Source organism: Carnobacterium sp. (genome assembly GCF_049673005.1).
Lineage (GTDB): Bacteria > Bacillota > Bacilli > Lactobacillales > Carnobacteriaceae > Carnobacterium_A.
The window spans coordinates 1-14,588 of the sequence record NZ_JBATXB010000001.1 but is presented as its reverse complement, the minus strand read 5'-3'; the positions used below and the strand labels follow the sequence as shown (position 1 = coordinate 14,588).

Here is a 14,588-nt window from a genome sequence, read left to right as displayed (position 1 = left end):
TACAATAAGGAGACTACGAACTATGTTTCAAAAAACTGAAATAACTATTGTATCAGCTGCAAATGAAGAATTTGTACCGCATCTAGCTACATTATTTTTATCTCTTTTACAAAAAAAAAAATCTGAATCTATATTTAATTTCTACGTAATTGATGATAATATCTCATTGATCACAAAAGAAAAGCTAAATCGAATGGTGAATGAATATGATGCTACAGTTAGTTACTTACAAATCGATCCATTAGAATTTGAGGATATGGTTGAGAGCGACCGTATCCCTACAACAGCTTATTTTAGAATTGCCATTCCTAACTTTTTAAAAAGAACAGATATTCATAGAGCTATATATTTAGATTGTGATATTGTAGCAGTACAACCGATTGAAGATATTTGGTCGATTGACTTAGGTGATAAATTAGTTGCTGCAATAGAAGATGCTGGTTTCCATCAAAGATTGGATGTGATGGAAATAGACGTAAAGAGTAATACTTATTTCAATTCAGGTGTTATGATTATTGATTTAGATAAATGGCGTGCAGAGAAGATCACAGAACAAGTTTTAAATTTTGCCTCAACGAATCAAGAAAATTTGAGGTTCCATGACCAAGATGCGCTGAATGCCATTCTACATGATCGATGGTTAGTCTTACATCCTAAATGGAATGCACAAGCTTATATTTTACTAGATGAAAAAGAACACCCAACAAAGATTGGACAAATAGAGTACGCTGAATCTCGCAATGAACCAGCACTGATTCACTATAGTGGTCATATTAAACCCTGGCATAAAGAATCAAGTCACCCGTATAGGGAGAATTATCTATCTATCAGAAAGCAAACGCCATTTCCTATTGAAAAATTTGAGTTAGTAGACGAAAATAGAGTTCGATGTAGATATAGAAATTTATAAACTTGAGTTTTTTTATTTTAAGTATGTTTTATTTTTGATTATTGCCAAATAAAAGCAAGTCTTGTTTTTATAACCAAGTGAGAGATAGATTTATTCAAGCAACTAATTTTCATAAATCATTAATAAGATAGCTAATGTAATTTTTTATTAATTAGTGCCTTAGTATTATATGATGATAGTTTACCGTTTTAATAGTATGAAAGGTGAAGAAATATGCCAGAAATTAAAAGAACTAAACATGATATTAACCATGGTAAAGAAGAAGATATTGAAATAAAAAGTGGACGTTTTCGATTATACTTTCAAAACCGCTATTCACTTATATCACTAATGACTGATTTTCTGACAGGAATATTTTATGTTATTGCAAGTATATCTAGTTTAACTTCTATTCCAGATATCTACGGGAAATACCTTTATTTAATCGGGGGATTACTATTAACTACGCGTCCAATTTTAAAAATTGTCCACAACATTTTTATCTATGATGACAAAAAAATAGCTGAACGAACGAAAAAAAAAGACAAGGAAAAAGACGATGAAGAATACAATGAGGATTATTATGGTAAAGATAACGATAAGGAATATGAAAAAAAAGAAATTCAAGAGAAAAGCAGAAAAGATTAAAAGTAAAAACACTGACTTATATTAGATAAAAGTCAGTGTTTTTTGATTTAGGCGTACGTTAGCATAAAAGATAAACTAACTATTTTTATCACAGTGAAAAAAACAATCAATCTTGTTATCCATTGATGACAGTACCACCATTTACATGAAGTACTTGTCCACTTACATAACTGGAGTCTTCACAGGCTAAATAAACATAAGAAGGAGCTAATTCATAAGCTTCTCCTGTTCGTTTCATAGGGACAGAGGAACCGAATTTTTCTTTATTTTCATTTGGTATAGTAGACTGAATTAAAGGCGTCCAAATAGGACCTGGGGCAACTGCATTTACGCGAATTTCTTTATCTAATATCTCTTTATTTTGGGAAAGAGAACGAGTAAAGGATACTATAGCGCCTTTAGTAGATGAGTAGTCTAAGAGTTCAGGAGAACCTTTGTACGCTGTTACAGAAGCCGTATTAATAATTTTACTATTTTTTTTCATATATGGTAAAGCAGCTTTTACGAAATAAAACATAGAAAAAATATTCGTGCGGAAAGTTCTATCTAACTGAGCTGCAGTAATCTCAGAGATAGACTCATGATTGTGTTGTTCAGCAGCATTGTTCACCAAAATATCAATATGACCATATTCTTGTATTGTTTTATCTACTACTTCTTGCACAAAATTTTCATCTCCAACATCGCCTGTAAGCCAGAGTATATTTCCGCTTATTTCTCTAATTCTTTTTTTTAACTTTTTAGCATCTTCTTGATTGTCATAATCAGTAGCTATAATGTGAGCGCCTTCTTTTGCGAATGCAATTGCAACGGCAGCACCAATGCCGCTATCTGCTCCTGTTATTATAGCTACTTTTCCTTTTAGTTTGTCAGCTGGTTTGTACTCAGCAGATTCATATTGAGGACTAGGGTCGGTTTTTTCAAAGGTATCTTCTTGAAGATAATTTTTCTTAGGAGCTTGAGTATCTATAATGTCATTTTCAGTCATTAAACTCTCACCGCTTTCTTTTTTTATTATAACAATTTTACCATATAAGTTTATTCTTTTCTAATAAAGTCTATCTTATATAATAATAAAAGTTGATTAAAAGAACATCCTGTTTAATTTTTAAAACAGTTTATTATAGCTTCTTTAAGTTCTAGGTAAACGTCTCAATAAATTTTAAAAGGTCTTAGTAAGAACATGAATAAAAAATACAAATTCTCAATAAATGTCAGATTAAAGAAGATACTAGAAAGAAGGTGAAATAAAATTTCATAAATTTATTTAACTGAGACTGTTTTAGAATAAAGTGTAATAGAAAAATAATTTCTATACAGTGTTATTTCATGTACCTATTAAATAATAAAATCATTCGTAAATTTACTATGGATAGTGGGATTTTATTAATAAACAAATAACTATCTATTAAAATGAATCAGACTTCTTTTCGGTAAACTAATTACTGACAGGAGTCTTATTCGTTTTTTTATAGTTGACTGAGTCTAGCTACCCATTGAAGGAATTTAAACACAAGCAAGCTGAATATTAAACTGAACGGGATCACACTAATTTCTAAGAAACATTTTCTAATGATTAAATTTAGTTGTTTTCGATTCTAAAGAGTTGCTATATTTTTTTTAATCCGATATAGTCAATATATATTAAATTTAATATAATTAATTTTGATATATATTGGAGGTTTGTAACTATGGAAAATAAAGATTCTCGAATCAAAGCCTTTACTGTTTTTATTAAATCGTCACAGTCTGTTCAAAAATTAATCAAACAAGATTTTTTAAAAAAAGATATTAATCTAAATGAATATGCCATTATGGAACTGTTGTATCATAGAGGCGATCAACCTATTCAATCTATCGGGAAAAGAATACTTATGGGTGGCGGGAGTATTACATACGTCATTGATAAGCTTGAAAAAAAAGGATTTTTAAGTAGAAAACCGAGTACAGAAGATCGAAGAAAAATATATGCTTGTATAACCGAAAAAGGAAAGCACTACATGGACCTACGGGTAACAGAGCATGAAGCATTGATTCATACTATTTTTGAAGAGTGGGATGACGATGAAGTAGAAGAGGCTATTGACCTGCTTAAGCGGATTGGGATGCATGCAGAGAAATTATTAAATTAAATTAAAAAATTAAAAAAAGGGGTTTTATAAAATGACAGAAGAATTAATTGGGATTCACCACGTTACAGCAATGACAGACAATGCAATGAGAAACTACGCATTCTTTACAGATGTACTTGGAATGAGGTTAGTGAAGAAAACCGTTAATCAAGATGATATCCACACCTATCATACATTTTTTGCGGACGATATGGGATCACCTGGGACAGATATGACATTTTTCGACTTCCCAAATAATCCAAAAGGGGTACGAGGAACGAACGCTATTTCTAGAACTGGATTAAGAGTGCCGGATGATGCGGCGCTAGAGTATTACCTAGAGCGTTTTAAAGAATTTAATGTAAAAAATGAAGGCATCCAAGAACTATTCGGTAAAAAGGTATTGCCATTTGAAGAAGCGGATGGACAGAGATATCAATTGTTTTCTGATGAACACAATAAAGGTGTGGCTCCAGGTAAACCTTGGAAAAACGGACCGGTACCTGAAGAAAAAGCTATTTATGGATTAGGACCTGTTGAAATAACGGTAAGCTACTATGAAGACTTTAAACAAGCCTTGACTGACATCTATGGAATGGTTCCAATTATTGAAGAAGAGGCTGTTACGCTCTTTAGCATTGGTGAAGGTGGAAATGGTGGGCAAGTTATTTTAAGAAAAGATGAGACCACACAAAGTGCGCAAGGTTATGGAGAGGTGCACCACGTATCCTTTAGAGTAAAAGACCACGAAACAATTAAACAATGGGAAGCAAAATACAATGAACTTGGGCTAGGACATTCAGGACACGTAGACCGTTTTTATTTTGAAGCTCTTTATACACGTATTGGTCATATTCTTATTGAATTATCAACGGATGGTCCTGGATTTATGGGTGACGAACCTTACGAAACATTAGGAGAAAGCCTTTCATTGCCACCATTTTTAGAAGAAAAACGTGACTATATTGAATCACAAATTCGTCCATTTGATACAACACGTTCTAACTAGTAAAAAAGGAGAGGAATAAATGGAAGCTATTAAAAGAATCCACCACATAAGTGCGATTGTAGGAGACCCAAATGAGAACGTGAAGTTTTATAGAGATGTTCTAGGGCTTCGTTTAATCAAACAAACGGTAAACTTTGACGATCCAGGCGTCTATCATTTGTATTTTTCAACTCATGAGTTGACACCAGGAACGGTCATCACCTTCTTTCCATGGACAAATAAAAACAAAGGTAGAAAAGGTAGTGGCCAAGTTGGAAGAATTGCTTTTCGAGTACCAAAAGGAAGCTTGGGCTATTGGCAAGAACGTTTAACCACACAAAATATTTTAGTGGAAACTACGCAACTTTTCGCAAAAGATACTCTTGAGTTTGATGATAGTCATGGACTTGAACTCGCTATAGTTGAAGGAGAAAATTCTTCAACTAACCATGACATTCTTGGGTTCCATGGAGCAGTACTATTATCTAGCAATCCTCAAGCGACGAAAACGTTGCTTACAGGCTTGATGGGATTGAAAGAACTAGAAAATAGCAATCAACACGACCATTTTGAAACGGTTGGTGAAGAAAAGCATCATATCATTGTTAACGTTCCTGCCCAACCTGCTGGGAGATTTGGAATCGGAACGGTCCATCATATCGCTTGGTCAGTACCTGACTTAACGGCATTAAAAGAATGGCAAGACGCTCTTCAAAAAAGTGAAAATGGAGTAACCGAACTAAAAGACAGAAATTATTTTAACTCTGTTTATACTGTTGAAAAGGGAAAGGTCGTATTCGAATTTGCAACAGATGGACCAGGTTTTGAGATAGATGAAGACAACCAATCGCTTGGTACTTCCTTAAAACTACCAGCACAATACGAGCACAACAGATCGATGTATGAAAAATTATTGCCAAGATTGGATGTATAACTATGGGAAATAAATTAGATTTTTCTTCTGAAGAATTAACCGCAAAAGAAAAGAAAAAGTTTTTAATTGGATCGGTTATTCCAAGACCGATTGCATTGGTTTCAACCAAATCTGATTCAGGGGTAGTCAATATTGCCCCGTTCAGTTATTTTACTATCGTTACGTATAATCCGCCCATCTTTTCTATTGCGGTACAACGCACAGATGGGAAACCTAAAGATACAAGTAGAAATATATTCGAGAATAAAGAAGCCGTCATTCATATTGTTGATACAGACAATGTAGAAGAGGCAAATATAACTTCTACTCCTCTTGGGCCAGATGACAGTGAACTAAATATATCCAATTTTACGTCTGTACAATCAAAAACGGTTGCTGTTCCTGGGCTAAAAGAAACTAAAGTCCGATTTGAAACTGAGTTATACGATTCGATGATTATTTATAATGAAGAAAATACGGCAACGGCTGATTTGATTCTTTTGAAAGTAAAACATTACCATATTGACGAAGATATTTACCATGATGGGTATATCGATCCGTTAAAATTAAAAGCGGTAAGTAGGCTTGCCGGGAATGACTACGCTGAGATAGGGGAAATATTTACAGTTGAACGACCAAAATAATATAAAAGGAGTGGGGAAAACTTGGAATATCTATACAAAGAAAATAAAAAAGGTGCCCCTGTATTTGTTCTCCTTCATGGTACGGGTGGGACAGAAACAGATTTGGTTTCTCTTGGTGAATTTCTTAATACTGATTACAACCTATTAGGCATTAGAGGAAATGTGCAAGAAAATGGCATGAATAGGTATTTCAAACGACACGGAGAAGGGCATTACGACTGGGAAGACTTAGATTTTCGCGGAAAAGAACTCTATACTTTTATTTTAGAAAAATCAAAAAAGTATTCGTTTGAGATGAAAGATGTTGTCTTGGTAGGATTCTCAAATGGGTCAAATATCGCCATTAATATGATGATTCAACAACCAGATGTTTTCAAAAAAGCTGCGCTATTTGCACCGATGTACCCAACAGATATAGATGAAAAACAAATTTTTAATGAAACGAACGTTTTCTTGTCACTAGGTAAAAACGACCCGATTGTTTCTGAAGCTGAAAGTTTGCGTGTGGTTAATCTTTTTAAACAAAGAGGAGCAAAAGTGACAACTTTTTGGGTGAATGGTCATAATTTAGATCAAGAAGTAGCCTTAGAAGCGAAAAGATGGTTAAATCAAACACGATAAAATAGATATGGAGGGTTGGGGAATAATTTACTGTGCTCGCTTTTAATAGTAAATTTTACTCCATTTTTTAGTGTAGTGCATGAAATGAACAAAAAGCGTGTATCCTGAACTCTGTTTTATAGGGTTCTTTCTTTATTTCAATAGCAAAACAGAGTGATTTATTAATTGTTCCGTTTTGTTAGAAATCCTTTTCTTTGACATTACTAAATAAATGCGTAAAATTACTTTCTGTTTGTTGAATAAGAAAGGAGTTTTTATATGACAAAATTACTACAAGGAAAATCAGGGTTAGTAACAGCAGCAGGAGCAGGTATTGGACGTGCAAGTGCTATTTCGTTAGCAAAAGCAGGAGCAAAAGTGATGGTTTCTGATATCAGTGTGAGAAGTGGACAAGAAACCGTTAAGATAATTAAGGAAAACGGTGGTCAAGCACAATTCTTTAAATGTGACGTTAGCGATGAAGAACAAGTGAAAGCATTAGTTGATGAAACAGTATCTGTTTTTGGTAAACTTGATTTTGCCCACAATAATGCAGGTATAAATGCTGGACAAGTGAAAATTGGCGAGATGGATTCAAAAGACTGGGACAAAACATTAAAAGTCACATTGTATGGAACCTTTTATAGCATCAAGCATGAAGTGAACGCGATGATTAAAACTGGTGGAGGTTCGATTATTAATTCTGCTTCAGCAGCTGGTATTGAGGGTTCGCCAAATATGGCTCCTTATACAGCATCAAAACATGCGATTGTGGGTTTAACAAAATCAGTTGCTTTAGAATATGGAAAACAAGGTATTCGTATCAATTCAATTGCTCCTGGTGCAACGTTTACGCCGGCAATTGAAAGATGGGCGGAAGATCACCCAGAACAATATAAAGGCACGTTAGAATCGATTCCTTCAGGTGAGATGGCTACGGCTGAAGATCAAGGGAATGTAGTTATGTTCTTATGCTCAGATTTAGCCAAAAATATTAATGGTGTGACTATCCCTATAGATGGCGGCTACACAGCTGGAAAATTAGAATAGTAAACAGGGAAAGAAGCAAACCAGTTTAGAAAACTTGTTTGCTTCTTTTTCGTTTATTATATTAATCGGGGATAAACACACTGTTTTATCATTTCTTGTTAGAATATAAATAAAAATGAGTTGTTTCTTTTAAGTTTGGAAAATAAAGTTTTTCTTCTTGTAGTCGGTGTAATCCTTGGTGATCGTAAAAACCATAATTACATGTGGTATCTGTGAATAAAAAGAAGGAAGTTAGCTCTTCAGCAGCTAGATAATCTAAAAATAATTGATATAAATTTTTCCCAATACCTAAACCTCGTTGATTTTCATCTAATACAAAAAAAGCTAGCTCGCTATCAAATTCTATCGGAGTATTTTTTAAAAAGTTTTTATCAATCTGATTAACCTCTCTAAACAGTTTACTGATTCTAATTCCTTCTTTAGACATAAGAAGAGGAAAAACGGCTAACCAATGCCGAGAGAGGTATTTTAAAGATCTAAGCTGTTTTTTCTTATTTTTCCCCATAATAACACCAACAGGTTTTTCATTAATAATAGCAACGCAAGTAAACGTTTGATTGGCAAGGCAGCTAGTTAGAAAAATTTTTGATAATCGTTGAGCAATTTTTGGACTAGCGAATTGGTCATATTTCCATGATTTACGAATAATAGCTTCAATAGCTACATAATCAGAAGATTGAATAGGTCTGTATTTTATTTGACTGTCGTTCATTTGTGTTCCTCCAGTGGACTGTGTTGTATTTAAATGATCTATTGTTTAGTATAGACCTTACAGTAAGTGTAAGGTCAAGAGATTAGGAGATGTTTTTATGAACGGAAAAAGTAAGAGGATATTTACAACAGGAGAATTTGCTAAGATGCACAATATTAAAAACCGAACACTCCATTATTATGATAATATAGGATTGTTTTCTCCTGCTTTTAGAGGCGAAAATGGTTACCGATATTATACTTATCCACAAAGTCCTAATTTAGAAATGTTATTAGCTATGCGCGAACTAAATATGTCAATTGATGAGATTTCTATTTATACAGACCAGCCTTCACCTGGCTTACTTCAAAATATTTTACAAAAAAAAACGGTTGAAATTGATGAAACAATTCAGCGTCTTGAGCAACTAAAGCAGTTATTAAAAAGAAAGAACAGCAAATTGTATTTTCTGAGAAAGTAGTATTAGATAAAATAGAGTTAGTAACTAGTCAAAAAGAGTTTATTTTAACTAGTTCTAAGTTTATAAGTGATAATGAAGATGATTATTTAGCAAGGTTAACAGAACATATGCAAGAAGTGAAAAAGTATCGTTTGTTTAATCAGAGATACGGAATCATGTTATCTACTAAAAAGATAGAAGAAGGGGATTTTGATACTTATGATTATTATTACAGTATAGTTGAAGAAAAACAGGGAAGTAAATCTGTTTTCACTAAGCCTGCTGGAGATTATATCCAGATCTTTTCAAAAGGAAATTGGGATCAACTTCCTTCTGTATATGTTAAAATTAAGGAGTTTTCAAAAGATAATGGTTTAAGACTATTAGGTTATTCTTATGAAGAAGGCATCAATGAAATGGCTATCTCGAACCTAGATGATTATATTACTCAAATTTTAATAAGATACGAAATAATTTAAATGAAAAATAATTAATTGTTTATTTTCAAGATATATGCTGGAGTAAGAGTTATAAAATAAGGATATACGCTACACTCAATAGGATATTAGAAAATTAAGAACTACAATTATTCAAAAATAGGACTTGTTTTCTTCTTTTGATATATAAATGAAGCAGAGTCAAAACTTGGGTTCGTTTAATGAAAAAGAAAATTAAACGAGCGGTTCCAAGTATAAGTGAGAGGTTTTTCCTTTCTCGAGCATCTTTTAAGTCTTATTAAAAAAAGAAACGTCTATAATATGTACTGAAAATGTTTGAACAGCTATAAAAAAATAAATAAAACAGTTTTTATTTGAAGACAACTAGTAACGTACAAAAATTTGATGAAATAATGCTTATGTCATACATGATGTAATATAGAATAGCGTATCCAGAACTTAGAACTAGCTTTTAATGATTTATAAACAGATAAGGAGGTTTTTTAGTGGGTGTAGGATTATTTATTTTTTGTTTTCTTACGGTTATTGTAGCTATTATAAAAAACAAACAAAAATATAAAAAATAAGATTGAAAATCAATAAAGAGCTTTTTATTGGAGAACTCATATGTACTATATACTTATATTTTCTATGTTTTCCTTATTTTATACCGCATTATCTTTCTATAGATGGTTTTTTATTAAGTTGGTTGCTATTTGTGACTATAACAGCAATAGCCATTAAATTAATAATTTTTTAATTAGAAAAAAATAGAAACTAGATAAAAAAACTAAAATTATTATTGCTACTTTTATTTTTTTCAATTCAAAATTATATTTCCTTATCTTTTTTCTCTTTAAAATTTCAGCAAAGTAGAATCTCTGATAGGATAAAGATTAGCCGGCTTTAAGGTAAGATAAATACTGGATATATTTTTTGTACTACTTATTCTCATAGTTGTATACTATTTTTAGATCGTGCATCAGTACTGATTCATAAATAAAGCCACACCTAAAGTGAATAGGAGTGGCTCTTTTGGTGGATAGGACATTAAAGAATAGGGAAATCCATAACTTAATGAGTGATCTTCTTTTTATCCAAATTTATAATGTTTAGTTCTTTTTATTAGTATCATCTGATTTTATTAAAGTTTGAAAAAAATTGTACAGTTCCTTACTTGGCATCTTCTTGTAGTTCAAAATCAGAAGGAACTAAAACGGTATCAATTACATGCACAACACCATTTGTTGCTTCAATATCTGTTGAGGTAATCATAGACTCGTTAACCATTGGATCTCCTGTAAGATCAAACATTAATTCTTCTCCATTAACTGTTTCTGCTTTCATCCCGTCTGTTAAATCAGCAGCTAGAACTTTTCCAGGAACAACATGATACGTAAGAACTTTTGCTAAGTCAGGTTGTGCAAGTAATTCATCAGCTGTGATATCCAATTCACCTAATAGTTTTTCGAATGCAGCATTAGTCGGTGCAAATACTGTAAATGGACCTTCACCTTGAAGAGTTTCGACAAGGTCTGCTTCTTGAAGAGCAGATACTAAAATACTAAAATCAGGGTTACCTTGTGCAATACCGACAATATCTTCTTCAGCTTTGACTGATTCTTCCATAACTGGAGTTTCGACAGACTCTTCCATAACTGAATCTGCACTCATTGAATTTTGATCTGCATTGTCATCGGTTGAACAGGCTGCTAATAATCCAATGGCTGCGAACGAAAGCACACCTAACCGTACCTTCTTCAATAATTCTTTATTCATAATACATTCATCCTCTCTTATAGTATAAAAAGAATACTTAAATAACTGTTTATTCTACATTTACAAAGTTAGGGATCTCTATGTGAACAGGTTTATTGGGAATTGATTAGGAGGGGGGAAGAACTTTAGCGAATAAAAAGCATAAAGACCGACTATAACGTAGATGATTTTAGATAAGAGAGCTGTATATAAATTAAATCAAATTCAAACAATCTTATCAAGGGTCAGTTTAAACTGCCAATAATGAAAAGACTAAAGAACTATTGTCTAATGATTTCGTCCAATACTTCTTTTATTTATATAACCTAAGTATAAAGATAAAAAAGAAGCAAGTCTAATTTAAAGTTTAATTTTACAAATAGATCACAACTTTATTTCTGTATTAAATGCTCTTTAAACTAGATTTTTGCAGAAGGTATGATACATAGAAAATAATGATTTTAGCTTGGTGAAAATTTATATTAGGTCCACATTAATCTTTGTGGTTTATCACATATTGTTTGAAACTAATCGTATTTTTCCTATAATCTTTTCTAAAGTATAAATTATGTCTTTTGCTTTAGAAAAATTTTTATCGTAAGATGTAAAAGTGTTGTCAATCCAAATTCTATATTATAATTTCCACGTTTTCTGTCTATAAATTAAAAAAAACAATTAATAGTTCATCGTTGTTGACGGCTACAATTTTCATGGCTTAGATAGTACCCTATAGGATATCGTCCATAAGCTTAATTTACGAGATTGTACTTATATTTTTATTTAAAATAAAGATAGGTAGTAGGTTTAATGTTAAATTTATTATAAATAACTATTAAGGGGCAAGTGAATAATGTCAGTTGATAAAATAGAAGAATATTGGTGTATGTATGCTAGAGAAAATAAGCTAACTATGAATGTTCCAGATGCATGGATGTTTGGAGATGGTTCTAAAGAAATGGGAGATGAATTAGGAGGTTTAGTTGTTAAAGGGATTAAAACAGGAACATGCGCTGCTCATTGTATATTTGAGTATGAAGGAGAAGTGATTCCAAAAGTTGGACAGTTCGACATTGTACTAGACGGAGAAAATAATCCGTTAGCAATTATAAAATATACAAAGATTGATTTTGTGAAAATGAATGAAGTAACAAATGATTTTGCAAGTTCTGAGGGTGAAGGGGACTTAAGCTATGATTATTGGTATAGGGGGCATGTCAAATTTTTCTCGTGGGAATTAAACCAGTTTGGACTTACTTTTACTCCGGATTTATTATTAGTTTGTCAAACATTTAAAGTAATGGATACTTATAAAGATAAACTATAAGTAGTTTAAAAAAATATAAGGTAGTGGAGATTAAAATAAGGTAGAAGTACTTGACTTTTACGACGTAACAACAGGAAATAATGGTCTTGCTAGGCGAGGTGAGCAATAGAATATTAAAACAGAGATTGTATATATGAAAAATTATCATACCAACAAGTCCTGTCCTTATTAAACTAACCTGCTGATGCTTTGGATTGAATTATCCATGTATAACATATGATGAGTTGTTAGTAATGAGCGTTTAAATTAATCTATTTAACAGATAGGATACACTAATTGTGGATTGTAACTAAATAAGACCTCTGCTATCTTAATAAAAAGCGATAGAGGTCTTAAATTCGTTCATTTAGCCTGTTTTCAACTATCCTATTATCCCTCTTATCGATAGCAACAAGTTGAATCACTTCAACTTTACCTTGTACTTCTCTAAGAGTATTGGAATGATATTTAATAATAGTGATATAATCGTTAAAGCCCATAAAACTGTTGTCATGGTAGGTACTACATCTAACAAGGCAGCCCAATCTTCTACTTTTACCCAATTAGATATCATGCTGTTCTCTGCAGCAAGTGTCAATGCTGTAAACGATAATCCCATTGCCATTGCTAATTTATAATCTTTACCTGTTTTATACAAATACAGATTTGAAACAGTTGCTACTACAGCAATAATTCCTAATACTAAAAACATGTTTAGTCCTCCAATATTTTTATGACTTTTATTCAGTGTTAGTAACATTTTATTCTAAGTACTATGATTTATCAATATCTGAAATTTTAAAGAATCCTTTCACCAAAAGTTTTCTTACTGATTAAATTCAAATTATGAGGATCTAATCTATTTTACACAGTAAAATAAGTTAGAAATCTCCTTCTTTCGTATTACAGTGTATGTACAAAAGAAGGAGGTTGATTTCAATAGATGCAATAGTACTAGGAATTGATTGAATCTCAAAAAGGAAAATTAACTAAAGAATTGGCTGAATCTAAAAATATAACTGTCTCACTCTGCTTTATTTAGAAATTCTGTGTTAGAAAAGATCGAAGATAATAGTGATTTAGGGTTATATCACCAAGCTATGAATGAGCACCAATCTCTTTTAATTATGGGATGGATTAAAAAAATCTAGTCAATTGTACAAATCCTAGACAGTATGGTAAAGAATTAGTCGCTAATCGTTCAAGCGAATGGCGTTATAGAATTGGAGATTATCGCTTAATGGCGGATACTAACGATGAAACAGCCACAGAAAAGATAGTTGACAGTGAGTACATGAAGCTGCTTATAGACGCGTGCTAGGACCTTTTTAAATCAAGGTTCTTTTTTATCTGTTTTTATAATCAAAGTAGGTTGAATATAAATACCTAGTTGCGATAGGTAAACCAATGAGTGCGTTGCTTTCTAATTTATAAATGAGATAATAAGGCTAATATATTGAGATACTAAAAGGAGTGTTTATATGGCAATAACTATCGTACGTCGTACCGGTATTATAGGGATGGCAGGGACAATTGCAATAAAGATAAATGGAAAAAAAGTTGATAAGATTAAGACAGAGCAACAAATAAAGATAGACATTCCTAATGATTCTGTACGATTACAAGTATCACAAACTGGAGTGCGAAGCAATGAGTTAGAGGTTAGTGATGGAGAAAAAATTGAGATAACAACTCCAAAATGGTCGAGTCTCATTCTTTTTCTATTAATTATTCTTCCATCTCTTCTTAATTTTATACCTAATTATAAATTTAGCATGTTAGGTATCATTGTTTATTCTGTTATTGTAATAATTATGTTCTCCGTTATTAAATGGTATCGAATAAAAAAAATATAAGAATAGTTATTATTACTTTTTATAACTTTTCCATTTAGTGGATAATTAGTATGAGTAATAATACAAGAAATTAGATAGAATAGTGTATCTTGAATCCTTTCACCAAAGGATTCTTTTTTTGTTCGCCCAGCATGGGCGAGCTCTAGCAGGTGAAAGTCCTGAGTGCGACCGATTAGCGGTAAGCACATAGCTGAAAGCAAGGGTGTCCACCGTGAGGTGGAATCTGAAGGAAGCTCGAGG

The 14,588-nt window shown here is 32.2% G+C and carries 16 protein-coding genes and 1 pseudogene; 13 read left to right on the top strand and 4 right to left on the bottom strand.

What is annotated here, in order from left to right:
- Nucleotides 1–22: 22 nt before the first annotated feature.
- A complete protein-coding gene (locus WBF61_RS00085; RefSeq protein WP_424252820.1) occupies nt 23–910 on the top strand; it encodes a glycosyltransferase family 8 protein in 888 nt (295 codons plus the stop codon).
- A 213-nt stretch (nt 911–1,123) separates the two neighbouring features.
- A complete protein-coding gene (locus WBF61_RS00080; protein ID WP_424252819.1) occupies nt 1,124–1,537 on the top strand; it encodes a YrhK family protein in 414 nt (137 codons plus the stop codon).
- Between the two features lie 115 nt (nt 1,538–1,652).
- Here WBF61_RS00080 and WBF61_RS00075 read toward each other — a convergent pair whose 3' ends face one another.
- On the bottom strand, nt 1,653–2,525 hold the full coding sequence (locus tag WBF61_RS00075; RefSeq protein WP_424252817.1) for a glucose 1-dehydrogenase: 873 nt from the start codon (nt 2,523–2,525) through the stop codon (nt 1,653–1,655).
- Nucleotides 2,526–3,228: 703 nt separating this feature from the next.
- On the opposite strand from WBF61_RS00075, the gene WBF61_RS00070 reads away from it, so the two are divergent.
- From WBF61_RS00070 to WBF61_RS00045, 6 genes are all read left to right on the top strand, one after another.
- Complete coding sequence (locus tag WBF61_RS00070; RefSeq protein ID WP_424252816.1) at nt 3,229–3,669, top strand: MarR family winged helix-turn-helix transcriptional regulator; 441 nt, start codon at nt 3,229–3,231, stop codon at nt 3,667–3,669.
- A gap of 31 nt (nt 3,670–3,700) precedes the next feature.
- Nucleotides 3,701–4,657: a ring-cleaving dioxygenase gene (locus tag WBF61_RS00065; protein WP_424252814.1), complete on the top strand. Its 957-nt coding sequence runs from the start codon at nt 3,701–3,703 to the stop codon at nt 4,655–4,657.
- A gap of 19 nt (nt 4,658–4,676) precedes the next feature.
- Nucleotides 4,677–5,570, top strand: a complete 894-nt coding sequence (locus tag WBF61_RS00060; RefSeq protein ID WP_424252812.1) for a VOC family protein — start codon at nt 4,677–4,679, stop codon at nt 5,568–5,570.
- Nucleotides 5,571–5,572: 2 nt separating this feature from the next.
- Nucleotides 5,573–6,193 carry a flavin reductase family protein gene (locus WBF61_RS00055; RefSeq protein WP_424252810.1) on the top strand — a complete coding sequence of 207 codons (621 nt, stop codon included), beginning with the start codon at nt 5,573–5,575 and terminating at the stop codon, nt 6,191–6,193.
- Nucleotides 6,194–6,214: 21 nt separating this feature from the next.
- A complete protein-coding gene (locus tag WBF61_RS00050) occupies nt 6,215–6,814 on the top strand; it encodes an alpha/beta hydrolase (RefSeq protein WP_424252808.1) in 600 nt (199 codons plus the stop codon).
- Nucleotides 6,815–7,072: 258 nt separating this feature from the next.
- Nucleotides 7,073–7,843 (top strand): SDR family NAD(P)-dependent oxidoreductase, encoded by a 771-nt coding sequence (locus WBF61_RS00045; RefSeq protein WP_424252806.1) that lies wholly within the window; start codon nt 7,073–7,075, stop codon nt 7,841–7,843.
- 88 nt (nt 7,844–7,931) lie between these two features.
- Here the strand turns inward: WBF61_RS00045 and WBF61_RS00040 are convergent, their stop codons facing one another.
- Nucleotides 7,932–8,555 (bottom strand): GNAT family N-acetyltransferase, encoded by a 624-nt coding sequence (locus WBF61_RS00040; RefSeq protein ID WP_424252805.1) that lies wholly within the window; start codon nt 8,553–8,555, stop codon nt 7,932–7,934.
- Between the two features lie 97 nt (nt 8,556–8,652).
- Here WBF61_RS00040 and WBF61_RS00035 point away from each other — a divergent pair, with 97 nt between their 5' ends.
- Both WBF61_RS00035 and WBF61_RS00030 read left to right on the top strand, forming a co-directional pair.
- The gene (locus tag WBF61_RS00035; RefSeq protein WP_424252803.1) at nt 8,653–9,015 is read left to right on the top strand and encodes a MerR family transcriptional regulator; all 363 of its coding nucleotides are present in this window, start codon (nt 8,653–8,655) and stop codon (nt 9,013–9,015) included.
- A gap of 107 nt (nt 9,016–9,122) precedes the next feature.
- Complete coding sequence (locus WBF61_RS00030; protein ID WP_424252801.1) at nt 9,123–9,473, top strand: GyrI-like domain-containing protein; 351 nt, start codon at nt 9,123–9,125, stop codon at nt 9,471–9,473.
- Between the two features lie 1,131 nt (nt 9,474–10,604).
- Here the strand turns inward: WBF61_RS00030 and WBF61_RS00025 are convergent.
- On the bottom strand, nt 10,605–11,210 hold the full coding sequence (locus WBF61_RS00025) for a fasciclin domain-containing protein (RefSeq protein WP_424252799.1): 606 nt from the start codon (nt 11,208–11,210) through the stop codon (nt 10,605–10,607).
- Between the two features lie 829 nt (nt 11,211–12,039).
- On the opposite strand from WBF61_RS00025, the gene WBF61_RS00020 reads away from it, so the two are divergent.
- Nucleotides 12,040–12,513, top strand: a complete 474-nt coding sequence (locus tag WBF61_RS00020; protein WP_424252798.1) for an ASCH domain-containing protein — start codon at nt 12,040–12,042, stop codon at nt 12,511–12,513.
- 400 nt (nt 12,514–12,913) lie between these two features.
- Here the strand turns inward: WBF61_RS00020 and WBF61_RS00015 are convergent, their stop codons facing one another.
- Complete coding sequence (locus WBF61_RS00015; protein WP_424252796.1) at nt 12,914–13,204, bottom strand: hypothetical protein; 291 nt, start codon at nt 13,202–13,204, stop codon at nt 12,914–12,916.
- 388 nt (nt 13,205–13,592) lie between these two features.
- Here WBF61_RS00015 and WBF61_RS00010 point away from each other — a divergent pair.
- Nucleotides 13,593–13,813 (top strand): annotated as a pseudogene (locus WBF61_RS00010) (type II toxin-antitoxin system RelE family toxin).
- A gap of 160 nt (nt 13,814–13,973) precedes the next feature.
- Nucleotides 13,974–14,348 carry a hypothetical protein gene (locus tag WBF61_RS00005; RefSeq protein ID WP_424252795.1) on the top strand — a complete coding sequence of 125 codons (375 nt, stop codon included), beginning with the start codon at nt 13,974–13,976 and terminating at the stop codon, nt 14,346–14,348.
- The last annotated feature ends 240 nt before the right edge of the window (nt 14,349–14,588 follow it).